This is a genomic window from Streptomyces sp. NPDC051172, assembly GCF_040682555.1.
Taxonomy (GTDB): domain Bacteria; phylum Actinomycetota; class Actinomycetes; order Streptomycetales; family Streptomycetaceae; genus Streptomyces.
In genome coordinates this window covers 61,804-87,226 of sequence record NZ_JBFBBE010000035.1, presented here as the reverse complement: position 1 = coordinate 87,226, position 25,423 = coordinate 61,804, and the positions used below count along the sequence as shown (strand labels likewise).

25 protein-coding genes are annotated in these 25,423 nt (G+C 70.0%); 13 read left to right on the top strand and 12 right to left on the bottom strand.

Annotated features, from left to right (window positions below; all coding sequences use genetic code 11):
• Nucleotides 1-340: 340 nt before the first annotated feature.
• The 3 genes from AB0N07_RS22280 to AB0N07_RS22270 form a co-directional block, all read right to left on the bottom strand.
• Nucleotides 341-898, bottom strand: coding sequence for a hypothetical protein (locus AB0N07_RS22280; RefSeq protein WP_365837579.1), 558 nt, complete (start codon nucleotides 896-898; stop codon nucleotides 341-343).
• Between the two features lie 96 nt (nucleotides 899-994).
• Complete coding sequence (locus AB0N07_RS22275) at nucleotides 995-1,498, bottom strand: hypothetical protein (protein WP_365837590.1); 504 nt, start codon at nucleotides 1,496-1,498, stop codon at nucleotides 995-997.
• A 107-nt stretch (nucleotides 1,499-1,605) separates the two neighbouring features.
• The gene (locus AB0N07_RS22270) at nucleotides 1,606-3,213 is read right to left on the bottom strand and encodes a glycoside hydrolase family 20 protein (protein WP_365837588.1); all 1,608 of its coding nucleotides are present in this window, start codon (nucleotides 3,211-3,213) and stop codon (nucleotides 1,606-1,608) included.
• 218 nt (nucleotides 3,214-3,431) lie between these two features.
• Here AB0N07_RS22270 and AB0N07_RS22265 point away from each other — a divergent pair, with 218 nt between their 5' ends.
• The 9 genes from AB0N07_RS22265 to AB0N07_RS22225 all read left to right on the top strand — a co-directional run bounded on the left by AB0N07_RS22265 (nucleotide 3,432) and on the right by AB0N07_RS22225 (nucleotide 9,971).
• Complete coding sequence (locus AB0N07_RS22265) at nucleotides 3,432-3,947, top strand: 2-oxo-4-hydroxy-4-carboxy-5-ureidoimidazoline decarboxylase (RefSeq protein WP_365837577.1); 516 nt, start codon at nucleotides 3,432-3,434, stop codon at nucleotides 3,945-3,947.
• Between the two features lie 253 nt (nucleotides 3,948-4,200).
• A complete protein-coding gene (sdhC, locus tag AB0N07_RS22260) occupies nucleotides 4,201-4,581 on the top strand; it encodes a succinate dehydrogenase, cytochrome b556 subunit (protein WP_037884595.1) in 381 nt (126 codons plus the stop codon).
• Between the two features lie 5 nt (nucleotides 4,582-4,586).
• Nucleotides 4,587-5,069: a succinate dehydrogenase hydrophobic membrane anchor subunit gene (locus AB0N07_RS22255; protein ID WP_365837574.1), complete on the top strand. Its 483-nt coding sequence runs from the start codon at nucleotides 4,587-4,589 to the stop codon at nucleotides 5,067-5,069.
• 22 nt (nucleotides 5,070-5,091) lie between these two features.
• Nucleotides 5,092-6,846 carry a succinate dehydrogenase flavoprotein subunit gene (gene sdhA / locus AB0N07_RS22250; RefSeq protein WP_365837572.1) on the top strand — a complete coding sequence of 585 codons (1,755 nt, stop codon included), beginning with the start codon at nucleotides 5,092-5,094 and terminating at the stop codon, nucleotides 6,844-6,846.
• Entirely contained in the window at nucleotides 6,846-7,607 is a 762-nt protein-coding gene (locus AB0N07_RS22245; protein ID WP_351462344.1) for a succinate dehydrogenase iron-sulfur subunit, read from the top strand. The genes sdhA and AB0N07_RS22245 overlap by 1 nt, the downstream gene beginning before the upstream one ends.
• Nucleotides 7,608-7,782: 175 nt before the next feature.
• Entirely contained in the window at nucleotides 7,783-8,193 is a 411-nt protein-coding gene (locus AB0N07_RS22240) for a VOC family protein (RefSeq protein ID WP_365837569.1), read from the top strand.
• 103 nt (nucleotides 8,194-8,296) lie between these two features.
• Complete coding sequence (locus AB0N07_RS22235; RefSeq protein ID WP_365837567.1) at nucleotides 8,297-8,692, top strand: hypothetical protein; 396 nt, start codon at nucleotides 8,297-8,299, stop codon at nucleotides 8,690-8,692.
• A complete protein-coding gene (locus tag AB0N07_RS22230; RefSeq protein ID WP_365837565.1) occupies nucleotides 8,689-9,225 on the top strand; it encodes a DCC1-like thiol-disulfide oxidoreductase family protein in 537 nt (178 codons plus the stop codon). Before AB0N07_RS22235 ends, AB0N07_RS22230 begins: the two co-directional genes overlap by 4 nt.
• An 11-nt stretch (nucleotides 9,226-9,236) precedes the next feature.
• Entirely contained in the window at nucleotides 9,237-9,971 is a 735-nt protein-coding gene (locus AB0N07_RS22225) for a TetR family transcriptional regulator (protein WP_365837563.1), read from the top strand.
• A 14-nt stretch (nucleotides 9,972-9,985) separates the two neighbouring features.
• Here AB0N07_RS22225 and AB0N07_RS22220 read toward each other — a convergent pair whose 3' ends face one another.
• Nucleotides 9,986-12,388 carry an MMPL family transporter gene (locus tag AB0N07_RS22220; RefSeq protein WP_365837585.1) on the bottom strand — a complete coding sequence of 801 codons (2,403 nt, stop codon included), beginning with the start codon at nucleotides 12,386-12,388 and terminating at the stop codon, nucleotides 9,986-9,988.
• Nucleotides 12,389-12,554: 166 nt separating this feature from the next.
• On the opposite strand from AB0N07_RS22220, the gene AB0N07_RS22215 reads away from it, so the two are divergent.
• Nucleotides 12,555-13,244 (top strand): response regulator transcription factor, encoded by a 690-nt coding sequence (locus tag AB0N07_RS22215; RefSeq protein WP_365837561.1) that lies wholly within the window; start codon nucleotides 12,555-12,557, stop codon nucleotides 13,242-13,244.
• Nucleotides 13,241-14,689, top strand: a complete 1,449-nt coding sequence (locus tag AB0N07_RS22210) for a HAMP domain-containing sensor histidine kinase (protein ID WP_365837559.1) — start codon at nucleotides 13,241-13,243, stop codon at nucleotides 14,687-14,689. Before AB0N07_RS22215 ends, AB0N07_RS22210 begins: the two co-directional genes overlap by 4 nt.
• A 14-nt stretch (nucleotides 14,690-14,703) precedes the next feature.
• On the opposite strand, the gene AB0N07_RS22205 is transcribed toward AB0N07_RS22210, so the two are convergent.
• The 4 genes from AB0N07_RS22205 to AB0N07_RS22190 form a co-directional block, all read right to left on the bottom strand.
• Nucleotides 14,704-15,105 carry an ATP-binding protein gene (locus tag AB0N07_RS22205; protein ID WP_365837557.1) on the bottom strand — a complete coding sequence of 134 codons (402 nt, stop codon included), beginning with the start codon at nucleotides 15,103-15,105 and terminating at the stop codon, nucleotides 14,704-14,706.
• A gap of 95 nt (nucleotides 15,106-15,200) precedes the next feature.
• Entirely contained in the window at nucleotides 15,201-16,757 is a 1,557-nt protein-coding gene (locus tag AB0N07_RS22200; RefSeq protein ID WP_365837555.1) for an ABC transporter substrate-binding protein, read from the bottom strand.
• A 185-nt stretch (nucleotides 16,758-16,942) separates the two neighbouring features.
• Nucleotides 16,943-18,184: a metallophosphoesterase gene (locus tag AB0N07_RS22195; protein WP_365837553.1), complete on the bottom strand. Its 1,242-nt coding sequence runs from the start codon at nucleotides 18,182-18,184 to the stop codon at nucleotides 16,943-16,945.
• Nucleotides 18,185-18,236: 52 nt separating this feature from the next.
• Nucleotides 18,237-18,476, bottom strand: a complete 240-nt coding sequence (locus tag AB0N07_RS22190) for a hypothetical protein (RefSeq protein WP_365837551.1) — start codon at nucleotides 18,474-18,476, stop codon at nucleotides 18,237-18,239.
• A gap of 91 nt (nucleotides 18,477-18,567) precedes the next feature.
• Between AB0N07_RS22190 and AB0N07_RS22185 the strand changes: the two genes are divergently transcribed.
• The gene (locus tag AB0N07_RS22185) at nucleotides 18,568-19,848 is read left to right on the top strand and encodes a D-alanyl-D-alanine carboxypeptidase (protein WP_365837549.1); all 1,281 of its coding nucleotides are present in this window, start codon (nucleotides 18,568-18,570) and stop codon (nucleotides 19,846-19,848) included.
• Here the strand turns inward: AB0N07_RS22185 and AB0N07_RS22180 are convergent.
• Complete coding sequence (locus AB0N07_RS22180) at nucleotides 19,793-20,767, bottom strand: YihY/virulence factor BrkB family protein (RefSeq protein ID WP_365837547.1); 975 nt, start codon at nucleotides 20,765-20,767, stop codon at nucleotides 19,793-19,795. The genes AB0N07_RS22185 and AB0N07_RS22180 overlap by 56 nt on opposite strands.
• A 535-nt stretch (nucleotides 20,768-21,302) precedes the next feature.
• Here AB0N07_RS22180 and AB0N07_RS22175 point away from each other — a divergent pair.
• Entirely contained in the window at nucleotides 21,303-22,058 is a 756-nt protein-coding gene (locus AB0N07_RS22175; protein WP_365837545.1) for a decaprenylphospho-beta-D-erythro-pentofuranosid-2-ulose 2-reductase, read from the top strand.
• A 10-nt stretch (nucleotides 22,059-22,068) separates the two neighbouring features.
• Here AB0N07_RS22175 and AB0N07_RS22170 read toward each other — a convergent pair whose 3' ends face one another.
• From AB0N07_RS22170 to AB0N07_RS22160, 3 genes are all read right to left on the bottom strand, one after another.
• Complete coding sequence (locus AB0N07_RS22170; protein ID WP_365837543.1) at nucleotides 22,069-22,647, bottom strand: 2'-5' RNA ligase family protein; 579 nt, start codon at nucleotides 22,645-22,647, stop codon at nucleotides 22,069-22,071.
• A gap of 137 nt (nucleotides 22,648-22,784) precedes the next feature.
• A complete protein-coding gene (gene trpS / locus AB0N07_RS22165; protein ID WP_365837540.1) occupies nucleotides 22,785-23,798 on the bottom strand; it encodes a tryptophan--tRNA ligase in 1,014 nt (337 codons plus the stop codon).
• A gap of 163 nt (nucleotides 23,799-23,961) precedes the next feature.
• Nucleotides 23,962-25,413, bottom strand: a complete 1,452-nt coding sequence (locus AB0N07_RS22160; protein ID WP_365837538.1) for a glycine hydroxymethyltransferase — start codon at nucleotides 25,411-25,413, stop codon at nucleotides 23,962-23,964.
• Nucleotides 25,414-25,423: the final 10 nt, after the last annotated feature.

Below are 25,423 nucleotides of genomic sequence, written 5' to 3'. Positions count from 1 at the left end.
TACCAGCGGTCCCGTTCGTCATTCACCGCAGGGCCAGCACGCCCACCCGCGCCTGGACAGCGCCCCAGCCAGCCTTAACTTCCCGGCCTTGCGGCTTGTCCGGTGGCACCGGGAGCGGCTTTCCCCGGGCGCCGGAAGGCGGCTTGTCCGGTGGCACCGGGAGCGGCTTTCCCGAGGGGCGCGAGTTGCGGCCTCTCCGGTGGCGCCGGGAGCGGCTTTCCCGAGGGGCGCCGGCAGTGGCTTTCAGGGGCGCGGGGAACTGCGCGACCAGCCACGACGCACCCGCACGCACACGCACACCCGCACGCACACCCGCACCCGCCCAACAACCTCCCCCGCCCTACCCCCGCCGCGCCCGACGGGACACCACGGCCTGCAACACCCGCCGCCCCTCGATCGACACCTCCAGCGCACGGCGCAGCCCACCCACCCCATGCCCGGCAAGCAACTCGAGTACGGCGACCTGTCGCCGCAACTCCGCAGCGACGAGCGGTGACATCCCCTCCGTACGCCCCTCCCGCCGAGAGTCGACCGAGGACGCCTCGTCCTCCAGCGGATCCAGCATCCGATGAATCTGCAGCGCAGCGACCGAGCACGCATCCGCCCACACCCGCACCTGCGCCCCGGACCGCTCCACCGGCGCAGCCGCCAGCATCCGGCGGGCCAGCAGCGCCGCCTCGCCCTCGCCCGGCTCCTCGGCGCCGCCGAGCTTCTCGCGCGCATGCTGCAGCCGCTCGCCCCAGTCACCGACGTCACCGGAGTCCGCGAGGCTGGCCCACAGCGGCCGCAGGATCTCGTCGTCACCGCCCAGCAGCGGCACACACCGATCCAAACAAGCCAACCCGCTGGCGGCCAGTCCGCGGTCGTCGGCCTGAGCGATCAGTTCCACCAGGCTCATCCACGCCTCCTTCTGCGGGTCCCGTACCGGGCCCAGCAGGGCTCTTCCCTTACGGAGCCCGCACTTCCCCTTACTGCGTGCGACGGCCCGGGAGTGTCACAGCGGTACCACACCGAGCCGGTCGAGCAACTGGAAAAAGAGGTTTTCGGCCAACGGATCGGCGTCGGCGGTCAGAACGTCCAGCAACGGCCCGGTGTCCACGTCCTGCCCCGCCTCGGCGGCCCAGGCGACCGCCCGGTCGGCCGCGTCCCGCGGCTCCAGGAAATAGTCCTCGATCGTGAGCCCCTCGCTCGTGGCGCCGAGGTACCCCGCCATCGCGGCCCGCGCGAGACAGGTGGTCCACGCCCCGCTCTCGGGCGCCGCCGCCTCCACCACGACCGAGGCGCTGTCCATGACGTATCCGAAGAGCGCGGGCGCCCCGGTCTCGGCGGCCAGGACGTTCATGTTCCCGACCTCGCCGTCCCCGCTCGGGTACTCCCAGACCTGCCAGCCACCGGCCGCCGACGACCGCTGCAGCATGCCCTTCGCCCCGGCGAGCGCATCGAGCTCGGCGAGCGGCCGCTCGCTGCGGCCCACGACGAAATACCCCCAGTAGCCCATCCCGGCCCCCCACGGCTGTGTCACCTTCGGCTCGCGCCGAATACACCACAGTCGTACGACAGTTCGCAGCCGTATGGGCCAAGAAGGCCGGGGCCCGCCGGGCGCGCTCAGCCCAGCCGACCGGCCAGTGCCTTGAACTGTGTCCACGACAGCCCCGGCTGCCCCGGATCCCACAGCTTCTGCACCGTCGCCCGCAGCGGCATCCGGATCCCGGCCGCGACCTGGTCCTGCGTCTGGGAGTTCGACAGGTCGCACCACACGGCGAAGGACCCGCCGAGAATCTGCCCGTCGTACTGCGCCGGGACCGCCTGCGTGCCCCGCACGACGCGCGGCGTCCACTGCTCGTAGATCCGCTGTCCGGTCGGGTAGACGAAGTTGTTGGGCTGCCCGAGGACGTAGTACAGGAACTCGTCGTTGTAGTTGATCAGCTTCCGTCCGGCACTCAGATACTCCACCGGCTGCCGCGCGCCGAACTCCTTGCCCGTCCAGTACGCGACCTGCAGATCCTTCGCGGGCTGCACGGACGTCCCGCGGAAGAACCCGTCGTTCCACACCCGCATGGTCCGGCCGTGGGCCCGGATCGTGGCGGCCCGGTCGTTGAGCCACCCCGTGGTCAGATCGGAGACGGTGCCACCGGACCCGTACTTGTTCACCGCGGCGGCGGCCAGCTGCGGATAGGAGGCGGCCGGGTTGGACACCATCAGCGCCAGGTACTCGTCACCGCCGAGATTCCACTGGTTGCCGGGGAAAAGGCCGGCGTACTCGTTGAGCAGATCGTCGACGATCTTGGCGGCGGCCGGCTTGGAGATGTCGACGGCCCCCTTCGCCGCCACGCCCTGCGCATTGCGCAGCTGCAGATCGGGGTGGGCGGCGATGACCGCCCCCAGATGCCCGGGCGAGTCGATCTCCGGCACCACGGTGATGTGCCGACTCGCGGCGAGATCGACGATCTGCCTCACCTCGGCCTTCGTCAGGTGCTGCTGCGACACGATCTCGGGGTGCGTGTCGGACTGGATCCGGAACCCCTGGTCGTCGGAGAAGTGCAGCCCCAGCTGGTTGAACTTCAGGTCCCCGAGCTCACGCACCCGGTCCTCGATCCAGCCGGCGGTGAAGTGCTTGCGCGCGATGTCCAGCATGAACCCGCGCACCGCCTTGGCCGGCTGGTCCCGCACGATGCCCTCGGGCGCCGTACCGCCGCCGTGCACCTCCTGCTTGAGCGTCCGCGTGCCGTAGAACACCCCGGCATCCGACGGCCCGCTGATGTTGACCCGGCCACCGCGCACGGTCATCGCATACGACTCAGGGTTCGCCCCGTCGCCGTCGCCCAGTGCCAGCCGTACGTCCCCGGCCTGCACGTCGTCCTTCTCACCCGCGTACATCAGCCCCAGCTCACCGGCGATCAGGCGACCCTCGTCGGCCAGCTCGGCGTCGTTCACGACGACGCGCTCACCACGCGCCGGACGCCAGCCGGGCCCGCGGGCCGCGGTGTGGGAGCGCACGGCGGGGATGGTCTGAGGAGCCTTCGACAGGGCGTACGAACCGGTCGGGCGCGGCGCCGGACTCCGGCCGCCCGAGGCGCTGGACTGCGCGCCGGATCTGCCGGCCGACGGCGACTGCTGCGTGGACCCGGCAGGCCCGCCGTCGTCGCCGGAGGCCCAGAAACCCAGGCCGATCCCGAGCGCGACGGTCCCGGCGACCGCACCCGCGATGATCATGCGCCGCCGCTGCTTCACGTTCTGCGCCGGAGACCGGCGCCTGTGCTGGCTCACAGCGTCAACCTAAGGCCCACGGGCAACACGACGCGTCCACCACGCATTCCAAAACTCTCTCTTGCGGGTGAAATTCGGGCATCCGCCGGACACCTCGCGCCCGATCTCGATAACGTAAGACCACATCCTTCGCAGCTCTCACAGCATCCTCTGCCGAAACACACGTGACGCCCACACAACTTCCTGGCCGAGCCGCCCCCATACCGACGCTGCCCAGCATCCTGGACGCCTTCAACGTCGCGCCCGCGGAAGAGGCCCGCAAGCTCCTTCTGGACTGCCTCCGCAGCCTCCGCTGGGCCCACCGAGTGGCGGACCATCGCCCGTACCCGGACATCGACTCGCTGCTCGCCGCATCGGACGAGGCGGCGTACGACCTGTCCCCGACGGACCTGTCGGAGGCCCTGGCAGGCGAGACATTGCCGCCACTGCCGGACGAAACGTACGCAATCGCGTACACGGCCCTGAGCGCAGCCCACGCGGCCTACGAGGCGAAGTTCGGCCACGCCTTCGTGATCTGCCTGGAGGGCCTCTCTCCGGACGAGACGCTGGACCACGCCCTGGCAGGAATCCGCTCGCGCCTGACGAACGACCCGGAGGAAGAACGGGTGGTTGCGGCAGAGGAGCTCCGGCGCCTGGCCAGGGAACGCTTGGTGCAGCTCCTCAGGGGCGCGGGGCCGTGACAATGTGCGGCTGCCGCCGCGTGGGCGCGACCAGCCACAGCGAACCCGCACCCGGCAAATAACAGGACACCCCGCCCCAGAAGCCACAAACGCTAACCCATACGCGTGCCACTTTGATCACACCGGTAGGCCCCCCGTAAAGCTTGCGGCAGCGCGTCGCTACGATGCTGGGGGCCGGTGGACCGTACCCGGCCGGGCCCGACCGACAGGCAAAGCCGGCGCGGCCCCAATCCCCGCTCCCGGAGGGACTTCCGTGCCGGCTGGAACGCTGTACCGCGGCCGGGAAGGAATGTGGTCCTGGGTGGCTCACCGAGTCACCGGCGTCCTCATCTTCTTCTTCCTGTTCGTTCACGTGCTGGACACCGCTCTCGTCCGTGTCTCCCCCGAGGACTACGACAAGGTCGTAGCCACGTACAAGACCCCGATCGTCGCTGTGCTGGAGTATGGCCTCGTCGCCGCCATCCTCTTCCACGCACTGAACGGCCTGCGCGTCATCGCCGTCGACTTCTGGTCGAAGGGCCCGCGCTACCAGAAGCAGATGCTCTGGTCCGTCGTCGGCCTGTGGGTCGTGCTGATGCTCGGGGCGATCTACCCCGTCCTCGGTCACGCCGCTCGTGAACTGTTCGGGAGCTGACACCGATGGCCACCACTGAAACCACCGCGTCCGGGATCGGCCCCGTCGAGGGCGGTTCGCTCTACAACGTGGACAACCCGGCGCCCCTCATCGAGGCCCCGCGCAAGCGCACCAGGAAGACCCCGAAGTCGACCCGGGGCAACTTCGAGATGGCCGCCTGGCTCTTCATGCGCCTGTCCGGCATCGTGCTGGTCGTCCTGGTCCTCGGCCACCTGCTGATCCAGCTCGTGCTGGACGGCGGCGTGTCGAAGATCGGCTTCGCCTTCGTGGCGGGCCGCTGGGCGAGCCCGTTCTGGCAGGTCTGGGACCTGCTGATGCTGTGGCTCGCGATGCTGCACGGCGCCAACGGCCTGCGCACGGTCATCAACGACTACGCGGAGCGCGCGAACACCCGGCTGTGGCTCAAGGGCCTGCTCTACACCGCCACGGTGTTCACCATCCTGCTGGGCACGCTGGTGATCTTCACCTTCGACCCGAACATCCGCTAGGCACGGGGCTGAGGCAACCACCATGAAGATCCACAAGTACGACACCGTCATCGTCGGCGCCGGTGGCGCGGGCATGCGCGCGGCCATCGAGTCCACGAAGCGCAGCCGCACCGCCGTGCTGACCAAGCTCTACCCCACCCGCTCCCACACGGGCGCCGCGCAGGGCGGCATGGCCGCCGCGCTGGCCAACGTGGAGGAGGACAACTGGGAGTGGCACACCTTCGACACGGTCAAGGGCGGTGACTACCTGGTCGACCAGGACGCCGCCGAGATCCTGGCGAAGGAGGCCATCGACTCGGTCCTCGACCTGGAGAAGATGGGCCTGCCGTTCAACCGCACCCCGAACGGCACGATCGACCAGCGCCGCTTCGGCGGTCACAGCCGCAACCACGGCGAGGCCCCGGTCCGCCGGTCCTGCTACGCCGCGGACCGCACCGGCCACATGATCCTCCAGACGCTGTACCAGAACTGCGTGAAGGAGGGCGTGGAGTTCTTCAACGAGTTCTACGTCCTCGACCAGCTGATCACCGAGGTCGACGGCGTGAAGCGGTCGGCCGGCGTCGTGGCGTACGAGCTGGCGACCGGCGAGATCCACGTCTTCCAGGCGAAGGCCGTGATCTACGCGTCCGGCGGCTGCGGCAAGTTCTTCAAGGTGACGTCGAACGCGCACACCCTGACCGGTGACGGCCAGGCCGCCGTGTACCGGCGCGGGCTGCCGCTGGAGGACATGGAGTTCTTCCAGTTCCACCCGACCGGCATCTGGCGCATGGGCATCCTGCTGACGGAGGGCGCCCGCGGTGAGGGCGGCATCCTCCGCAACAAGGACGGCGAGCGCTTCATGGAGAAGTACGCGCCGGTCATGAAGGACCTCGCGTCCCGTGACGTCGTCTCCCGCTCCATCTACACGGAGATCCGCGAGGGCCGCGGCTGCGGTCCCGAGGGCGACCACGTCTACCTGGACCTGACGCACCTCCCGCCGGAGCAGCTGGACGCCAAGCTCCCGGACATCACCGAGTTCGCGCGGACGTACCTCGGTATCGAGCCCTACACGGACCCGATCCCGATCCAGCCCACCGCGCACTACGCCATGGGCGGCATCCCGACGAACGTCGAGGGTGAGGTCCTCAGCGACAACACGACGGTCGTCCCGGGCCTGTACGCGGCCGGCGAGGTCGCCTGTGTGTCGGTGCACGGCGCCAACCGCCTCGGCACCAACTCGCTGCTCGACATCAACGTGTTCGGCCGCCGGGCCGGTATCGCGGCGGCGGAGTACAGCCAGACGGCGGAGTACGTCGAGCTCCCGGAGAACCCGGCGGAGCTGGTGGTCTCGCAGATCGAGCGGCTGCGTACGTCCACCGGCACCGAGCGCGTGGCGGTCCTGCGCCGCGAGCTGCAGGAGACCATGGACGCGAACGTCATGGTGTTCCGCACCGAGCAGACGATCAAGACCGCGGTCGAGAAGATCGCCGAGCTGCGCGAGCGCTACAAGAACGTCGCGATCCAGGACAAGGGCAAGCGGTTCAACACCGACCTGCTCGAGGCCGTCGAGCTGGGCAACCTGCTCGACCTGGCCGAGGTCATGGCGGTGTCGGCGCTGGCCCGCAAGGAGTCCCGCGGCGGTCACTACCGCGAGGACTACCCGAACCGCGACGACGTCAACTTCATGCGCCACACCATGGCGTACCGCGAGGTGGGCGACGACGGCACCGAGTCCATCCGTCTCGACTACAAGCCGGTCGTCCAGACCCGCTACCAGCCGATGGAGCGTAAGTACTGATGGCAACCCCCGTTCTGGACAAGGTGGAGGCGGAGTCCGCCGCGTCCCCCTACATCACCGTCACCTTCCGCGTCCGCCGGTTCAACCCGGAGGTCTCGGCCGAGGCGACCTGGGAAGACTTCCAGCTGGAGATCGACCCCAAGGAGCGCGTCCTCGACGGCCTACACAAGATCAAGTGGGACGTCGACGGCACGCTGACCTTCCGCCGTTCCTGCGCGCACGGCATCTGCGGCTCGGACGCGATGAGGATCAACGGCAAGAACCGCCTTGCCTGCAAGACCCTCATCAAGGACATCAACCCCGAGAAGCCGATCACGGTCGAGCCCATCAAGGGCCTCACGGTCCTCAAGGACCTCGTGGTCGACATGGAGCCGTTCTTCCAGGCGTACCGGGACGTCATGCCCTTCCTCATCACGAAGGACACGAACGAGCCCACGCGTGAGCGGCTGCAGACGGCCGAGGACCGCGAGCGCTTCGACGACACCACGAAGTGCATCCTGTGCGCCGCGTGCACCTCGTCCTGCCCGGTCTTCTGGAACGACGGCCAGTACTTCGGTCCGGCCGCCATCGTCAACGCGCACCGCTTCATCTTCGACTCGCGCGACGAGGCCGGCGAGCAGCGCCTGGAGATCCTCAACGACCGTGACGGCGTGTGGCGCTGCCGCACGACCTTCAACTGCACGGACGCCTGCCCGCGCGGTATCGAGGTCACGAAGGCGATCCAGGAGGTGAAGCGGGCGCTGATCACGCGCCGCTTCTGACCTTTCCCGAGGTCTTCCGTACGTCTTCCGTACGTCGCTGAGGGCCCCGCTCCCGGAATCCGTTCCGGGAGCGGGGCCCTTGGCGTACGCGTTCCCGGGGACGGCGCTCGCCCGGGCGAGTGACCCCGCACGTCCGGTCCGCGCGGGTGCGCTCCACCGCTCCTATTCTGACGGTATGTCAGATGACCAGTCGTACGAACTGCTCGGATTCGACAACGTGCTGCTGCCCGTCGGAGACCTCTCCGTGGCGGTCGACTTCTACCGGCGCGCCGGGTTCACGGTGGGCTTCCGGTTCGACGAGGCCGGGATCGCCCTGCTGAAGGTCGGTGGCGAGACACCGGGGATCCTGCTGCGCCAGGAGGAGGAGCTCGGGCACCGGTCGCCGCCGTGGCCCTCGCCCCGCGTATGGATCGAGGTGGCCGACGCACGGAAGGCGGCCGACTCCCTCGCCGCGGCGGGCATCCCGCTGCTCGACGACCCCTTCTCCGTCGCCACCGGCTGGACCGTGGAGATCGCCGACCCCTGGGGGAACGTCATCGGGTTCACCGACTACAGCAAGCGCCCGGAGCTCGGCCGCCGCCCCTGAGGCCTGCCCGGTCCGCGCTGCCCCATCCGGCTTGAACGTGTTCAAAAACAGGTCTACAGTCATCCCTGTCAGCGTTTTGAACGCGTTCAAGAAGGGGTGGGGCATGGACCGCACGGTCATCGCCTACGTCATCTACCTGCTGGTCAGCATCGCGCTGACCATCTGGGTGGCCCGCACGCTCAGCCGCAACGGGCGGATCTTCCTCGCCGACGTGCTGAAGGGGAACGAGAAGCTCGCCGAGGCCGTCAACCACCTCCTGGTGGTCGGCTTCTACCTCGTCAACCTCGGCTTCGTCGCGCTGTATCTGAGCAGCGACGAGACCATCGAGGACACCCGGGGGATCTTCGAGGCCCTGTCGACCAAGCTCGGCGTGGTGCTGCTGGTGCTCGGGGTGATGCACCTGGGCAACGTGTACGTCCTCAACAAGATCCGGCGGCGCGGGATGCTGGAGCGGGAGCAGGTGCCGCCGGTCGCGCCGCACGACTGGGTCGGGGCGTGAGCGACGTGAGCGCCGCGAAGGCGGACCGGGTCCCGGTCCGCCGGCTCACCGTCCTGTACGACGCCGAGTGCGCGCTCTGCGCCTTCCTGCGCGACTGGCTCGTACGGCAGCCGCAGCTCGTGCCCCTGGAGTTCGTGCCCGCGGCGTCCGAAGCGGCCCGGCGGCGCTTCCCCGGCCTCGACCACGGCGCCACCCTCGACGAGATCACCGTCGTCGGCGACGCCGGGCAGGTCTACCGGTCCGCCGCCGCCTGGATCGTCACCCTGTGGGCGCTGCGCGAGCACCGGCCGCTGGCGCACCGACTCAGCACTCCGTCGGGGGCGAGGCTCGCCAGAGGCGCGGTCCTCGCGGCGGCGAAGTGGCGGGGCTCGATGTGGGGCGGGCAGGTGTACCGCCGCGCAGCAATCAATAGGGGCGGCGCGCAGCGCCTCGTTGAGGGGCGGTGGTCGGGCGACGGGTGGGCCTACCACCCGGGCCAGGGCTGGACGTACGGCGCACCGGGCTGCGACAGCGGCTCCTGTGTCACCCCGTAGGCTCTCTTTCCGTGCCTGCGAAGAACGACGGCCCCGACGAGGGCGGCCACCCCAGCAAGTCCGAGCAGACCCGTGCGCTGATCCTGGAGACCGCCATGCGGCTGTTCCAGGAGCGCGGCTACGAGAAGACGACGATGCGGGCCATCGCCCAGGAGGCAGGGGTCTCCGTCGGCAACGCGTACTACTACTTCGCCGGCAAGGAACATCTGATCCAGGGCTTCTACGACCGGCTCGCCGCCGAGCACCGGGTGGCGATCCGGGAGGTCCTGGACCGGGAGACCGATCTGGAGGCGCGGCTCGCGGGCGTCCTGAAGGTGTGGCTGGACATCGCCACGCCGTACCACGAGTTCGCGGTGCAGTTCTTCAAGAACGCCGCCGACCCGGACAGTCCGCTCAGCCCGTTCTCCGAGGAGTCGGAGCACGCGCGCGTGGAAGCCATTTCGGTCCACCGGGAGGTGCTGGCGGGCGCGACAAAGACGAAGGTCCCGGAGGAACTGCGGGACGTGCTGCCCGAGTTGATGTGGCTCTCCCAGATGGGCCTTGTCCTGTACTGGATCTTCGACCGGACCGAGGGGCGGGAGCGGAGCTACCGGCTGGCCGAGCGGGGCGCGCGGCTGACGGCCCGTGGGGTGTCGCTGGCGCGGTTCCGGGTGCTGCGGCCGCTGGTGCGGGAGGTGCACGAGCTGTTCACGGACTTCCTGCCGGGGATGACGAAGGTGCTGCCGACCCCCGGCAAGTCGTCCTGAGGCGCGGGACGCGGTCAGTTCACCGCGTCCACCTCCCCCTCCGCCAGCTCCACGTCGTACACCAGCGGCCCGTCCCCCACCACGACCTGTGCCGCCCGTGAGCCGTACGACGTCGCGCTCGTCGCCAGCAGATAGGTGCCCGGTGCGGGCACCGACACGATGTACGAGCCGTCCGCCAGCGACGTCACCCGGTCCAGGCGGCGTCCGCCCTTCGTCAGCAGAGTCACCGAGGCGCCGTCCACCGGCTCGCCGTCGGCGGCGCGTATGAAGCCGTGGACCACGGAGGCGGGGCCTTCCCCGGGTGCGGGCTCGGCCTCCTCCCTCGGCTCGACCGCCAGGTGCGGAAGCCGCTTCTCCAGCCAGGACGGCAGCCACCAGTTGGAGTTGCCCAGCAGATGCATCGCGGCCGGCACCAGTGCCGTACGGAGGATGAAGGCGTCCAGGGCCACCGCGGCGGCCAGGCCCACGCCCGCCATCGCGGCCCCCGAGTCGCCGCTCAGCACGAAGGCCAGGAACACGCAGACCATGATCAGGGCCGCGGAGTTGATGACCCGGCTGGTCTCCGCCAGGCCGACCCGGACCGCGCGGGCGTTGTCCCGGGTGTGCACCCACTCCTCGTGCATCCGGCTCACCAGGAAGACCTGGTAGTCCATCGAGAGGCCGAACAGCAGGGACAGCATGATGACCGGCAGGAAGGCGTTGATCGGGCCCTCCTTGCCGAGACCCAGCAGGTCCAGGCCCCAGCCCCACTGGAAGACCGCGACGAGGACGCCGAAGGAGGCGGCCGCGGCGATCAGGTTCATCAGGGCGGCCGTCAGCGGCACCACCAGGGAGCGGAAGGCGATCAGCAGGAGCAGGAAGCCGAGGCCGATGATCGTCGCGATGAACAGCGGCAGCCGGTCGCCGGTGACGGATGCGAAGTCCTTGGAGACCGCGGTCACGCCGCCGACATGGGCCTTCGCCCCTGCCTTCGGGATCACCTCGTTCCGCAGCGTGTCGATCAGGTCGTCCGTCTCCTTGGACTGCGGTGACGTCTTCGGTACGACCTGGATGACCGTCACGCCCTGCGCGGGCGGCAGGGCGGCCACGCGGGCCACGCCGGGGGTGGTTTCGATGCCCTTGACCAAGGTGGCGGTGTCGCCGCCCTGGGTGACCACCTGGAGCGGGCCGTTGAAGCCGGGGCCGAAGCCCTCGGCGAGCAGGTCGTACGCCTTCCTGGTGGTCGTCGACGCGTCGTCGTTGCCCTGGTCGGTGGCACCGAGGCGGAGCGACAGGACGGGGATGGCAAGGACGGCCATGACCACCAGGGCGAGGGCGGCGATCCTGCGGGGGCGCTTTTCGACATTGGTCGACCAGCGGGCCGCGAGGCCGCTCGCCCGCTCCGGCTCGGGGCCGTCGGCGGCGAGCCTGCGGCGCTGACGGCGGCTGAGGACCCGCGGGCCCAGGAAGCCGAGCAGGGCCGGGAGCAGGGTGGTGGCGGCCATGACGCTGAGCACGACCGTCAGCGAGGTGCCGATGACCACACCGTCCAGGAAGCGCAGTTGCGTCACGAGCATGCCGGCGAGCGCGATGCAGACCGTGCCGCCCGCGAACAGCACCGCCCGGCCCGAGGTGTTGAGGGCCGTGACCGCCGACTCCTCGGGGTCCAGGCCGCGCAGGATGCCGCGCCGGTGCCGGGTGACGATGAACAGCGCGTAGTCGATGCCGACACCCAGGCCGATCAGGGAGGCGAGCAGCGGGGCGATGTCGGGGATGTCGGTGGCATGGCTGAGCAGCTGGGTGGAGAACAGGCCCATGCCGACGCCGAAGACCGCGATGGCGATCGGCAGCAGCATCGCGAAGAGCGAGCCGAAGGCCAGGAACAGCACGACGGCCGCGGCGATGATGCCGACCATCTCGGACAGGCCCTGCGGCGGCTGCTGGACGCGCTGGATCGCCTGGCCGCCCAACTCGACGTGCAGGCCGCTCTTCCTGGCGCCCTGCGCGGTGTCCATGACGTTCTGTACGAGGTCCTTGGGCACCTCGTTCGCACGCTTGGCGAAGGTCAGCTGGGCGTACGCGATCCTTCCGTCACTGCTGATCTGCGCCGCGCCCCGGGCGCCGGTGTACGGGCCGGCGACCGCGCCCACGCCCTTCATTTTCGCGATCCTGTCGAGGGCCGGCTGGATCCGGTCCTGGACCGCCTGGTCCTTCACCGAGCCCTGGTCGACCTTCCACACCACCGTGTCGGTGTCGCCCGAGGTGTTCGGGAACGCCTTCTCCATCAGGTCGTACGCGCTCTTGGAGTCCGTGTCCGGGAGGGAGAAGACATTCGCGTAGTTCGTGCCCGCCGTCGAGGCCGAGAAGCCCAGGCCGAACAACGCCCCCACCCACAGCAACAGGACCACCAGCCGATGCCGATAGCACCACCGTGCCAATGCCGCCACGATCAACGCTCCTTTGTGGTTCGTCGGTTGGTCCCCCAGGTCCTGCGCAACAGGATTGGCGGCGGCACGCGCGCGTGGACACGAATGCCCATGACTCTCAAGGAACTCCAAAGACGGATCCGGCCCCGCTGTCAGTGGCCCGCCCGATACTGGGGTCATGACGACGGCTCCAGGCACCGTGCTGGTGGTGGAGGACGAACCGAGCATCGCGGACGTCCTCGCCATCGCCCTGCGCTACCACCGGTTCGAGGTGATGGTCGCGGGCACCGTTCGCGAGGCCCTCGCGCTCGCCGAGCGCACCCGACCCGACGCGGCGCTGCTCGACGTCATGCTCCCGGACGGGGACGGGCGGGCGCTGGGGCGCGAACTGCGCACCAGGCGGCCCGACCTGGCGCTGGTCTTCCTCACCGCACGGGACTCGCCCGCCGAGATCGTCGGCGCCCTCGGCTTCGGCGACGACTACATCACCAAGCCGTTCAACATCGACGAGGTCGTCGCCCGTATCACCGCGGTGCTGCGGCGCACCCGCACGGCGGACGTCCTGCCGCAGCGGCCCCCGCTGCGCTACGGCGACCTGGAGCTGGACGAGACGACCTACAGCGTCCACCGCGCGGGCCGCTCCGTCGAGCTCACCCCCACCGAGTACGCCCTGCTGCGCTTCCTGGTGCGCAACGGCGGCCGGATCGTACCCAAGGAGCAACTGCTGCGGCATGTCTGGCAGTACGAGCACACACCGCCCGAGTCGACCGTGGTGGAGACCTACATCAGTTACCTGCGCCGCAAGCTGGACGCGCTCGGACCGCCGGTGATCACCACCCGGCGCGGTGTGGGATACGGGCTGGCATGAGGATCCGGTGGCCGCACTGCGAGCGCGGCATGCATTCGCTGCGCGCCAAGCTGACGCTGGCGAACGTCGCGCTGCTGGCGCTCGGCATCGTCGCGGCGACCGCGGTCAGCCTGATGGGCATGCGGTACTACCTGCTGAACCAGGTGGACGCCGAACTGAACAAGACCCGGCAGTCGCTGGGCGGTTCGCTCACGATGGACCAGATCGACGCGCTGGGCGCGCTGGCGATCGTCCGCGACCGGTTCATGCCGCAGCACGACGAACAGGCCCGGCCGGACTCGATCCTCACCGCCGTCGACGCGCGCGGAAAGCCGGTAGCCCTGGCCCGTTTCGCCCCGACGGACACCCAGCGCGCCCTCGCGAGTGCGGTGGACGATCCCCGCGCCCTCGCCGCGGCCGCCGACCCGCACGACATCATGGTGCACGGCGCCCGCTACCGCGCCACCGCGACCCGCCTCGCCGACGGCACGTACATCCTGTTCGCCAGCTCCACCGACGCCCTGCATCACGGCATGCTCAAGGCCCTCAAGCTCGACCTCGCCATCGGTTCGCTGCTGCTGGTGCTGCTGGCCTGGCTCACGATGATGAGCGTCAGCCGCCGGATGCGGCCGCTGGAGGACATGGTGGAGACGTCGACGGCGATAGCCGAGGGCGACCTGACCCGGCGCGTGCCCTCCAGCCACCATCCGACCCAGGAGGTCGAACAGCTGCGGCTCGCCCTCAACTCCATGCTCCACCAGGTCGAGTCGGCGCACCGCACGCGCGAGCACAGCGCGGCCCAGCTGCGCCGCTTCGTCGCCGACGCCTCGCACGAGCTGCGCACCCCGCTGTCCGCGATACGCGGCTATCTCCAGCTGTACGACAAGGGCATGCTCAGCGATCCCGACGAGCGCAAGCGGGCCTGGGAGCGGGTGCTGGCGGAGACCGACCGCATGGGGCGGCTCGTGGACGAACTGCTCACCCTGGCCCGCCTCGACCAGCAGCCCGAGCTGCGCTTCAGGAACGTCGACGTGAGCCGTCTGGTGCGGGACGCGGCCGAGGACTTGCGGGTGCAGCAGCCGGAGCGGCCGATCAAGGTCGCGGCCGACGGCGCCGTGCTGGTGCACGCCGACGAGTCGGGGCTGAGACAGGTGCTGGGCAATCTGGTGGGCAACGTTCGCACGCACACACCCGAGGAGGTGGCGGTGCGGCTGGGGGTGGAGCGGGAGGACGGGGTGGTGCGGCTGTGTGTCGCGGACGAGGGTCCGGGGCTGTGCGAACAGGACGCGGCCCGGGTCTTCGACCGCTTCTTCCGGGCCGGCGGCGGCGCGGGCAGCGGGCTGGGCCTGGCGATCGTGCAGGGGGTGGTGGAGGCTCACGGCGGTGAGGTGACGGTGGAGACAGCGCCGGGTGAGGGCTTGCAGGTGACGGTCACCCTGCCGTCCCGGACGGCGGTACGGCCATGACTAGCGGGCGGTGCTCAGGTGTGGACCACGACGAGGGCCCACACCGTCTTGCCGTGGCGCCCTCTGCTCCACACCCCCCAGGCCGCCGCGACGGTCTCCACCAGATGCAGGCCCCGGCCGCTCTCGTCCCCCTCGCCGACCAGCCGTAATCGGGGCTCCAGCCGGCCCTCGTCCGAGACCTCTATGAGACAGGATCCGTCGGCGAGCGCGGTCACCGCCACCTCGAACTCGCGCTCGAGGAGCGCTCCGTGGCGTACGACGTTGGTCGCCAGCTCGGACACCAGCAGCACCGCGTCCGCCAGCGCCGGATCGTCCGGACCGTGCCCCCAGTCGGCCAGATGGTCCCGCACCCGGCGCCGTGCCAGACCGACGGATGCCGGATGCCGGGGCAGCCGGAAGGAGTTGCGTCTCAACACGTCTACTCCTCACCCCGCGCACACCTCCGCCACATGGTCCCGCGTCAGGTGAGCGTCCGACGTCACTGGGGCGAATGTCAACGCCGCGAGAGGCGTCAGATCCAGTTGAGGCTCCAGAGCCGGAACACACCGGTGCCGTCGTCGAGATACTGGCTGCCGCCGACGTCCTCGGTGCTGAGGACGTACTCCTTGCCCTGCCACAGCGGGATGACCGGCACGTCGTGGGCGACGTCCCGCTGCAGCGTGCTGAAGTCGGAGGCGGCGTCGCCGCGGTCGGCGTACCGCTGGCTGGCCTGGATGAGCTCATCGACGGCCTTGTTGCTGTAGCCGGTGTTCATGGTTCCCTTGGTGCCGACGAGCGGGGCGCCGAAGGTGTCCGGGTCCGGGTAGTCGGCGACCCAGCCGACGGCGTACGCGTCCAGCTTGCCGGTGGCCCAGGCCTCCTGGAAGGAGGTCCACCCGTAGCCCTTGAGGGTCACCTTGAACAGGCCGCTCGCCTCCAGCTGCGTCTTGATGGCCTGGGCCTCCGCCTCGGAGGAGCCGCGGTTCTCGGCGTAGCCGTAGGTGAAGCGGACCGGCGTCGTCACACCGGCCGCGGTGAGCAGGGCCTTCGCCTTCTTCGCGTCCAGCTTCGGGTAGGCGTCGAAGAACGAGGTGGTGTGGCCGGTGATGCCCGTCGGGATCAGCGAGTACAGCGGGTCGACGGTCCCCTCGTACACCGTGGCGGCGAGCTCCTCACGGTTGATCAGCCATGCCATGGCCTGCCTGACCCTGGTGTCGTGCAGGGGCGCGTTCGCGCGGGTGTTGAGGTAGAGGTTGCGGGTCTCGGCGCTGTCGGACTCGGCCAGGCGCTGGTTCGGGTCGCTCGCCGAGAGCCGGGACAGGATCTTGGGCGGCAGCTGGCGGGTGGCGACGTCGATCCGCTTCGCGGTCCAGGCCTTGTCGAGGGCGTCCGAGTCGACGTAGTAGAGCAGGTCGATGGGCCGGCCCGTCTTCTGGGCGGCGCCACTGTAGTGCGTGTTCGGCGTGAGAGCCGCCTTCTTGCCCTTGGTGTACGACGCCAGCTCGTACGGTCCGGTGCCGTCGGCGCCGGGGTCGGTGCGCAGGTGGTCCTTCGGGTACGCGTGGCTGTCGACGATCGAGCCCGCCCCGGTGGCCACCTTGAACGGGAACGTGGCGTCGGGCGAGGACAGATGGAAGGTGACCGTCAGGCCGTTCGCGTCGACCGAGCGGAGCGTGCTCAGCAGCGAGGACGGGCCGACGTCGGACTTGATCGCCTTGACCCGGTCGAAGGAGTACTTCACGTCCTCGGCGGTCATCGTGCGGCCGCTGGGAAAGGCGAGTCCCGTACGCAACGTGCAGCGGTAGGTGGTCAGTTGGCTGCCCACGAAGTCGCAGCTGCGGGCCGCGTCGGGCACCGGTGAGGCGCCGCCCGGCTCGAAGGTCAGCAGTGACTGGAAAACGTTGCTGAACAAGGCCCAGGACCCCGCGTCGTAGGCTCCGGCCGGATCGAGCGAGGTGACCTCGTCCGTCGTGCCGACCGCGATGGTCCTGTCGGTGTTCTCCTGCGACGGCAGCAGCTGCCAGCCGCCGACCCCCACGCCCGCCAGTACCAGCAATGTCGCGAGAATCCGCATGCGAACCGAGCGCATCGGTTGCCCTCCCCGGCCCTGACGGGCCCCCACCCATATGCCACTCCCCTAGTGGCGCGGCTCACCTAATCACAGGTGTTTCACCTGGGGGAAGAGGGATATGGCGAGTTGAGAAAGCCGTTACCGCAAGGGGTTTCGGGGAGATTTCACAGCACTCTCACAGGGAGTGCGCCGAACGGTTTCGGTCAAGCCTGCGTCGAGGCCAGTTCGATCACGGTGATGTCCGACGGCGCGCCCACCCGCGTGGGCGGCCCCCAGGCGCCCGCACCCCGGCTGACGTAGAGCTGTGTGTCGCCGTAGCGCTCCAGGCCCGCGACGGTCGGGTTCGCGGCGGCCGCGATGAAGTTGCCGGGCCAGAGCTGGCCGCCGTGGGTGTGGCCGGAGAGCTGGAGGTCCACGCCGTGCTTGACGGCGTCGTGGATCTGGACCGGCTGGTGGGCGAGGAGCACGCACGCGCGTGCCGCATCCCGGTCGCCGAGCGCCTTGGTGAAGTCGGGGCCCTGGCCCTCGCTCTCGCCCGCGATGTCGTTGACGCCGGCCAGGTCGAACCAGGGCAGCTCGGTGCGGGCGTTCTCCAGGGGATGCAGCCCGAGCCGCCGTACCTCCTGTACCCACTGCCGGGCGCCGGAGAAGTACTCGTGGTTGCCGGTGACGAAGTAGGAGGGCGCCTTCAGCTGCGACAGCGGCGCCGCCGCCGGTCCCAGGTTCTTCACGCTGCCGTCCACCAGGTCGCCGACGACCGCGACGATGTCCGGCTGGGTGGCGTTGATCGTGTCGACGACCTTCTGCGCGAAGCCCCGGCCGAGGATCGGGCCCAGGTGGATGTCGCTGACCACGGCGATGCGGTAGCCGTGGGCCGCACGCGGGAGTTTGGCCAGCGGTACGGTGACGCGCTTCACAGCGGGGCCGCGCAGCACGCCGTAGGTGCCGTAGCCGACCGTTCCCACGGCGGCAGCGGCCGCGGCTCCTGCGAGGGCACGGGAGACGAAGAGGCGGCGCGACGGCTCCGGGAGCGGTGCGGGTTCGGGTTCGGCCTCCGGTGCCTGCGGGGGTACGGTTCCCGCCGGTACCGGCTGCGCCTGCGGTACGGCCGCCGTGGCGCGCGCCCGCCGTTCCAGCAGTCGGCGCAGCAGGGGCCGTACGACCTCACCGGCCGCCACGGCCAGCAGCAGGTAGATCGACAGCGCGAGCCAGAGGAAGCCGGGCCAGGCCAGGACCTGCTGGAGCCAGAAGGGCGCGCCCGCGCGCTCGCCGACGACGGCTCCCACCGCCAGCACCCAGCCGGCCGCGATTCCGGCCGCACCCGCGCGGCGCGCGAGGCCGGGGCCCCGGGTCGTGTCTCGGAACAGACGGCGCCACAGGTACCAGTTGCCGGCGACGAGGACGCCGAGCGCGAGGAGCGCGAATACCCCGAAGACGACGACCATCGTGCCGTGACCCCCGCTGCCCGTTCTGCCGTTTGTGTGTATTTGCCTTGACTTATGAGGTCTGGCGCAAAGCGCGCAGTCCGCGCAACCCGATGACCCCGATGACCGTCCCCAATACGAAGGAGACGACGGCGAGCGTCAGATGCACCCAGAAGTACGCCGTCGGGTGACCGTGGTCGAACGCGAGCCCGCTGCCGTCCTTGATGAGATTTTTAACGAAAGTGACCCAGATGACCCAGGACCACACCCCGAAGGCGAGCAGGAACCAGGAGACCGGGCGGCTGAGCTTCATGCGTTCAGTATCGCCGCCGTCTCTTTCGTTCCGTGTCCGGGGTGGGGTGGGAGGCGGGACTTCACGGCCTGCGGCATGTACTTTCTCGTCCGTGTCCGCTCCCCAGAAGACCGTCAGGCGATCCCTGCTGGTCACCTCCGCCGTCCTGTCCTCGATCGCGCTGACCGCGCCCGCCGCCTTCGCGGCCCCGAAGCCCTCGCCGAGTCCGACGGCCACTCCCCCGGCGGACATGTCGTCCGTGGGCGGCGCCCGTCTCGGGCAGCCGGGCACACAGGTCGATCTGGGCAGCGGCGCGCCCGTGCTTCCCAAGGACATCACCGCGCGCTCGTGGATCGTCGCCGACGCCGAGTCGGGCGAGGTGCTCGCCGCACACAACGCGCACTGGCGGCTGCCCCCGGCGAGCACGATGAAGATGCTGTTCGCGGACACGGTGCTGCCGAAGTTCCCGAGGACCCAGGAGCACCAGGTGGCGCCCTCGGACCTGGCGGGCATGGGGGCCGGTTCCAGCATGGTCGGGATAAAGGAGGGCGAGACGTACACCGTGCGTGACCTGTGGCTGGGTGTCTTCCTGCGCTCGGGCAACGACGCGGTGCACGTGCTGTCGGCGATGAACGGCGGTGTCGAGACCACGGTCAAGGAGATGAACGAGCACGCGGAGGAGCTCCAGGCCCTCGACACCCACGTGGTCACGCCCGACGGGTACGACGCACCGGGGCAGGTCTCGTCCGCGTACGACCTGACCCTGTTCGCCCGCTCCGGGCTGCAGAAGAAGGACTTCCGCGAGTACTGCTCGACGGTGCGCGCCAGCTTCCCGGGCGACACGAAGGAGAAGAAGGGCAAGTCGGTCCGCGAGTCCTTCGAGATCCAGAACACCAACCGGCTGCTGACCGGCGACTCCGACGTCTCCGTGTACCAGGGCATCGCGGGCGTCAAGAACGGCAACACGACGAACGCGGGCGCGACCTTCACCGGTGTCGCCGAGCGGAACGGCAGGGTGCTGCTCGTCACCGCCATGAACCCGGAGAGGAAAGAGCACAACGAGGTCTACAAGGAGACCGCCAAGCTCTTCGACTGGGGCTTCCAGGCGGCCGGGAAAGCGCGGCCCGTGGGTGAGCTGGTGGCGCCGAGGAGCGCCGCGCAGTCGGGCGGGCAGTCCGGCGGGAACGGGTCGGCGGGCCAGACGGGCGGGGCCGCCGGAAAGGCGTCCGGTTCGCCGGTGGCGAGCGCCTCGGCCGCGGGCCGCTCCGGCGGCATGGGGGTCGCCTTCGCCATAAGCGGTGGGGCGTTGGTGCTGCTCGCGGCGGCCGCGTTCCTGGTCAACCGCCGCTGGCCGCTGCCCGATCTGGTACGACGCCGGTCGTCCCGTCCGTGAGGTCCGCCCCGGCGCCCTGCTCCTCGGGTTCCTGCTGTTCGTCCTGCACCTCCCCCTGAGCCCGTTCGTGCTGCTCGCTCGGCGTCGCCGTCCACGCGGCGCAGAACAGGACCAGCTTCACCGTGAAGTTGATCCACAGCAGCAGCGCCACGGGGACACCGAACGCGCCGTACATGCTCTTCGCGGCCACGCCCTGCATATAGCCGCTCAGCAGCGCCTTCAGCAGTTCGAAGCCGACGGCGCCGGTCAGCGCCGCGACGATCAGGCGGCGGCGCCGCGGTTCGACGCCGGGCAGCAGCGTGAGGACGTACAGGAGCAGCAGGAAGTCGGCGAACACGGCGACGGCGAACGCGGCGATGTGGAGGAGGGCCCCGCCCCAGCCGCCGTTGTCGATCTCGAGCTGCCGGGTGATCCAGCCGACCATCGCGGAGGCGACGGTGGAGGCGGCGATCGTGACGAGGACGGCGCCGCCGAGACCGACGAGGATGCCCAGGTCCTTGGCCTTGCGCAGGAAGGGGTTCTCCTCCTCGTCAGGCAGCTCCCACACCGCGCGCAGGCACTCGCGCATCGAACCGGCCCAGCCGATGCCGGTGAACAGCAGGGCGGCGCCCGCGATGAGGCCGATGGTGCCGGCGTTCTGGACCAGGTTCTGGATGTCGAGCTGGTCGGAGATGCCGGGCACCTGTTCGGCGAGCTTGCTCTGCAGGTCGCTCTGCTGCTGCGGGCTGAGCGTGGCCGCGGCGATCGCGGCGGCCACGGTGAGCAGCGGGAACAGTGCGACGAAGCTGGTGAAGGTCATCGCGGCGGCCAGCCGGGTCCACTTCACCCTGTCCAGACGTTCGAACGACCGCCAGGCGTGCGTGAGCATGAGGCGCGCCAGCAGCGGGCCGACGACGGGGAGCTTCTTCAGCCAGTCCATGATCAGACTCTCCCCCAGGTGTGGAAGACCAATGTGCGAGTACCCCGAAAACCCGGCACCGTGCCGCATGGCGGTCGGCAAGAGCACTCCGACGGTGCCTCATTTCGCCATCGACCGACATCCCATTGATCCCCCATTCCGGTCATAAGCGTCCCGTTTCGCTGCTGACCGGTCGTATATGGACGATACGGTCACCGATATGTCTGCCGACACCGCTCCGGCCACCGTCACCGGCGGCCCGTGTGATCCGCCCACGGTCGTACGCGGAGGCCGCGGCCGCCGTCCGGGGCTGCGGGGTCCGCGGCGGCATTTCCAGGGGCCTTGGACGGGCGTTCGTGCCAGGCTCCTTCTCCCGGCACGTGGACACGGAGCGGGCCGCGGATCTCGACGCACTGCCCGCACGCGCGCGTGGAGCGCCACCGGCGTTCCACGCCCCGCAGTCCCCGCCGGCCTGCGACGATGCGCTGCGCCGGGAGACGCAACACGTCCGACCCAACCCGCCGTCTCGCCCTCCGGGCACCTAGGAGCTGCTGTCGTGAAGGATGCCTCCGACCTCCCCCAGTCCCTGCTCGTCCTCGGTGGTACGTCCGATATCGCGCTCGCCACGGCCCGCCGTCTCATCGCGCGCCGCACCCGCACGGTGTGGCTCGCGGGACGCCCCTCGCCCGCCCTGGAACAGGCCGCGGAGCAGCTGCGCGGCCACGGTGCCGATGTGCACACCGTCGCCTTCGACGCGCTCGACCCCGACGCCCACGAGACCGCCCTCGGCAAGGTCTTCGCGGAGAGCGCCGTCGACATGGTGCTGCTGGCCTTCGGGATCCTCGGCGACCAGGCGCGTGACGAGCGCGAACCGGCCTGGGCGGTGCGCGTCGCGCAGACCAACTACACCGGCGCGGTGTCGGCGGCCCTGGTGAGCGCACGCGCCCTGCAGGCGCAGGGCCACGGCTCGCTGGTGGTGCTCTCCTCGGCCGCCGGCGAGCGGGCCCGCCGCAGCGACTTCATCTACGGCTCCAGCAAGGCCGGCCTGGACGTCTTCACGCAGGGCCTGGGCGACGCGCTGTACGGCACGGGCGTGCACGTCATGGTCGTACGCCCCGGGTTCGTACGGTCGAAGATGACCGTCGGCCTCCCGGAGACACCGCTCGCGACGACCCCGGAGGCGGTCGCCACGGCCGTCGAACTGGGGCTGCGGCGGCGCTCGGAGACGGTGTGGGTGCCCGGCACACTGCGCGTGGTGATGTCGGCGCTGCGGCACGTGCCGCGCGGGTTGTTCCGGCGACTGCCCCTGTAGCCGCTCGTGACTACCGGGCCGGCAGGGAGCCGCGCTCCACGTGCCCGGCCTGCGGCGGCACCACCAGGCCGCCGAAGGGGTACTCCCGCAGCTTGCGCCACACGCCGTCCGCGCCCTGCTCGTAGAGGGCGAAGCCGGTGCACGGCCAGTCGGCCTCGTAGTCGGCGAGCTCCTCGAAGGCGCGGTCCATCGCCTCGTCGTCGATGCCGTGCGCGACCGTGACATGCGGGTGGTACGGGAACTGCAGCTCGCGCGGGACGGGGCCGGCCGGGTCGCGGAGCTGCTTCTGCAGCTGGGTGCAGGCCTCGGCGCCCTCGGCGATCCGCACGTATACGACGGGTGACAGGGGCCGGAAGGTGCCGGTGCCGGACAGCCGCATCGGGAACGGCCGGCCGCTCGCGGCGACCTCGGCCAGGTGCGCCTCGACGGCCGGCAGGTCGCTGCCGTCGACCTCGGTCGGCGGCAGCAGGGTGATGTGCGTGGGGATGCCGTGAGCAGCGGCGTCGCCGAAGCCCGCGCGCAGCTGTTGGAGCAGGCTGCCGTGAGGCTCCGGGACCGCGATCGACACGCCGATCGTAACGGTCCCCACGTCGTCTCCTGTCGTCGTGACGGATTTGTTCTCAGCCGTCGGCTATCGACTGTACGGCCACGCCCGGGTCGCGGGCAGGCGCAACCGTAGTGATGTGCAGCGCTCTGCCGAGTGGCACATGCGTGCGCCGGTGTACGTCAGTGCTTGGCGGGCAGGAAGCCCACCTTGTCGTACGCCTGGGAGAGGGTCTCCGCGGCGACGGCGCGGGCCTTCTCCGCGCCCTTGGCAAGGATCGAGTCCAGCGTCTCCGAATCGTCCAGGTACTGCTGGGTGCGCTCCCGGAAGGGCGTCACGAACTCCACCATGACCTCGGCGAGGTCCGTCTTGAGCGCGCCGTACATCTTGCCCTCGTACTCCGTCTCCAGCTCCGCGATCGTCCGGCCGGTGAGGGTGGAGTAGATGGTGAGCAGGTTGCTGACGCCGGGCTTGTTCTCGGCGTCGTAGCGGATGACGGTGTCGGTGTCGGTGACCGCGCTCTTGACCTTCTTGGCGGTGGCCTTGGGGTCGTCGAGGAGGTTGATGAGGCCCTTCGGCGTGGACGCCGACTTGCTCATCTTGATCGACGGGTCCTGCAGGTCGTAGATCTTCGCCGTCTCCTTGAGGATGTACGGCTTCGGGATGGTGAAGGTCTCGCCGAAGCGGCCGTTGAAGCGCGTGGCGAGGTCGCGGGTGAGCTCGACGTGCTGGCGCTGGTCCTCGCCGACCGGGACCTCGTTGGCCTGGTAGAGCAGGATGTCGGCGACCTGGAGGATCGGGTACGTGAACAGGCCGACGGAGGCGCGGTCGGCGCCCTGCCTGGCGGACTTGTCCTTGAACTGGGTCATGCGGGAGGCCTCGCCGAAGCCGGTGAAGCAGTTCATGACCCAGGCCAGCTGGGCGTGCTCGGGCACATGGCTCTGGACGAAGAGCGTGCAGCGCTCGGGGTCGAGACCGGCCGCGAGCAGCTGGGCGGCGGCGAGCCGGGTGTTGGCGCGCAGCTCCGCCGGGTCCTGCGGAACCGTGATCGCGTGCAGGTCGACGACCATGTAGAACGCGTCGTGGGACTCCTGCAGGGCCACCCACTGGCGGACGGCGCCGAGGTAGTTGCCGAGGTGGAACGAGCCTGCGGTGGGCTGGATTCCAGAAAGCACACGGGGACGATCAGAGGCCATGTTCACCATTCTCTCAGGTCTGTCGAGCCGATCCGGAACTGGTCGGAAACAGGTGGGAACCGATCCGTCTGCTGGGGCCCGGCAGAGCTGCTGATACGCCGCGCGGCGGCCCGGCAGGGTGCCGGACCGCCGCGGGAGGAGCCACGACAAGAGAGAGCGCTGGTCAGCCCAGGTCGATCTCCGGGTACAGCGGGAAGCCGGCCACGAGGTCGGTGGCGCGGCGGGAGATCTCGTCCGCGATCTTCGGGTCGAGGACGTGCTGGGCCTTGGACGGGGCGCCCGACTTGGTGGTGCCCGGCTCGGTGGTGGTGAGGACGCGGTCGATGAGGCCCGCGACCTCGTCCATCTCGGCGGTGCCCAGGCCACGCGTGGTCAGGGCGGGCGTGCCGATGCGGATGCCCGAGGTGTACCAGGCGCCGTTGGGGTCGGCGGGGATGGCGTTGCGGTTGGTGACGATGCCCGAGTCGAGCAGGGCCGCCTCGGCCTGGCGGCCGGTGAGGCCGTAGGAGGTGGCCACGTCGATGAGGTTGAGGTGGTTGTCGGTGCCGCCGGTGACGAGGGTGGCGCCGCGACGCATCAGGCCCTCCGCCAGTGCGCGGGAGTTGTCGACGATGCGCTGGGCGTAGTCCTGGAAGGAGGGCTGACGCGCCTCGGCGAGGGCGACGGCCTTGGCGGCCATGACGTGCGGCAGCGGGCCCCCGAGGACCATCGGGCAGCCGCGGTCGACCTGGTCCTTGAGGGAGTCGTCGCACAGGACCATGCCGCCGCGCGGGCCGCGCAGCGACTTGTGGGTGGTGGTGGTGACGATCTGGGCGTGCGGGACGGGGTCGAAGTCACCGGTCAGCACCTTGCCCGCGACCAGACCCGCGAAGTGCGCCATGTCCACCATCAGGGTCGCGCCGACCTCGTCGGCGATCTCGCGCATGATGCGGAAGTTCACCAGACGGGGGTAGGCGGAGTAACCGGCGACGATGATCAGCGGCTTGAACTCGCGGGCGGAGACGCGCAGGGCCTCGTAGTCGATGAGGCCGGTGGCGGGGTCGGTGCCGTAGGAGCGCTGGTCGAACATCTTGCCGGAGATGTTCGGGCGGAAGCCGTGGGTGAGGTGGCCGCCGGCGTCCAGGGACATGCCGAGCATGCGCTGGTTGCCGAAAGCCTGGCGGAGCTCGGCCCAGTCGGCCTCGGTGAGGTCGTTGACCTGGCGGGCGCCGGTCTTCTCCAGGAAGGGGGCCTCGACCCGGTCGGCGAGGACCGACCAGAAGGCGACGAGGTTGGCGTCGATGCCGGAGTGCGGCTGGACGTAGGCGTGGCGGGCGCCGAAGAGCTCCTTGGCGTGTTCGGCGGCGAGCGACTCGACGGTGTCGACGTTGCGGCAGCCTGCGTAGAAGCGGCGGCCGATGGTGCCCTCGGCGTACTTGTCGCTGAACCAGTTGCCCATCGCGAGGAGGGTGGCCGGGGAGGCGTAGTTCTCGGAGGCGATCAGCTTGAGCATCTCGCGCTGGTCGTGGACCTCCTGCCCGATGGCGTCGGCGACCCGCGGCTCGACGGCGCGGATCACATCGAGGGCGGCACGGAAGGCGGTGGACTCGGTGGAGAGGGGCTGCTGCTCTGACATGTCGTCGGCC

What these genes read in the sequence shown, in the direction of transcription:
- AB0N07_RS22280 (WP_365837579.1), bottom strand. Translation starts at nt 898, where the DNA reads ATGAGCCTGGTGGAACTGATCGCTCAGGCCGACGACCGCGGACTGGCC.
- AB0N07_RS22275 (WP_365837590.1), bottom strand. Translation starts at nt 1,498, where the DNA reads ATGGGCTACTGGGGGTATTTCGTCGTGGGCCGCAGCGAGCGGCCGCTC.
- AB0N07_RS22270 (WP_365837588.1), bottom strand. Translation starts at nt 3,213, where the DNA reads ATGATCATCGCGGGTGCGGTCGCCGGGACCGTCGCGCTCGGGATCGGC.
- AB0N07_RS22255 (WP_365837574.1), top strand. Translation starts at nt 4,587, where the DNA reads ATGGCCACCACTGAAACCACCGCGTCCGGGATCGGCCCCGTCGAGGGC.
- sdhA (WP_365837572.1), top strand. Translation starts at nt 5,092, where the DNA reads ATGAAGATCCACAAGTACGACACCGTCATCGTCGGCGCCGGTGGCGCG.
- AB0N07_RS22245 (WP_351462344.1), top strand. Translation starts at nt 6,846, where the DNA reads ATGGCAACCCCCGTTCTGGACAAGGTGGAGGCGGAGTCCGCCGCGTCC.
- AB0N07_RS22240 (WP_365837569.1), top strand. Translation starts at nt 7,783, where the DNA reads ATGTCAGATGACCAGTCGTACGAACTGCTCGGATTCGACAACGTGCTG.
- AB0N07_RS22235 (WP_365837567.1), top strand. Translation starts at nt 8,297, where the DNA reads ATGGACCGCACGGTCATCGCCTACGTCATCTACCTGCTGGTCAGCATC.
- AB0N07_RS22215 (WP_365837561.1), top strand. Translation starts at nt 12,555, where the DNA reads ATGACGACGGCTCCAGGCACCGTGCTGGTGGTGGAGGACGAACCGAGC.
- AB0N07_RS22210 (WP_365837559.1), top strand. Translation starts at nt 13,241, where the DNA reads ATGAGGATCCGGTGGCCGCACTGCGAGCGCGGCATGCATTCGCTGCGC.
- AB0N07_RS22200 (WP_365837555.1), bottom strand. Translation starts at nt 16,757, where the DNA reads ATGCGCTCGGTTCGCATGCGGATTCTCGCGACATTGCTGGTACTGGCG.
- AB0N07_RS22195 (WP_365837553.1), bottom strand. Translation starts at nt 18,184, where the DNA reads ATGGTCGTCGTCTTCGGGGTATTCGCGCTCCTCGCGCTCGGCGTCCTC.
- AB0N07_RS22190 (WP_365837551.1), bottom strand. Translation starts at nt 18,476, where the DNA reads ATGAAGCTCAGCCGCCCGGTCTCCTGGTTCCTGCTCGCCTTCGGGGTG.
- AB0N07_RS22180 (WP_365837547.1), bottom strand. Translation starts at nt 20,767, where the DNA reads ATGGACTGGCTGAAGAAGCTCCCCGTCGTCGGCCCGCTGCTGGCGCGC.
- trpS (WP_365837540.1), bottom strand. Translation starts at nt 23,798, where the DNA reads ATGGCCTCTGATCGTCCCCGTGTGCTTTCTGGAATCCAGCCCACCGCA.
- AB0N07_RS22160 (WP_365837538.1), bottom strand. Translation starts at nt 25,413, where the DNA reads ATGTCAGAGCAGCAGCCCCTCTCCACCGAGTCCACCGCCTTCCGTGCC.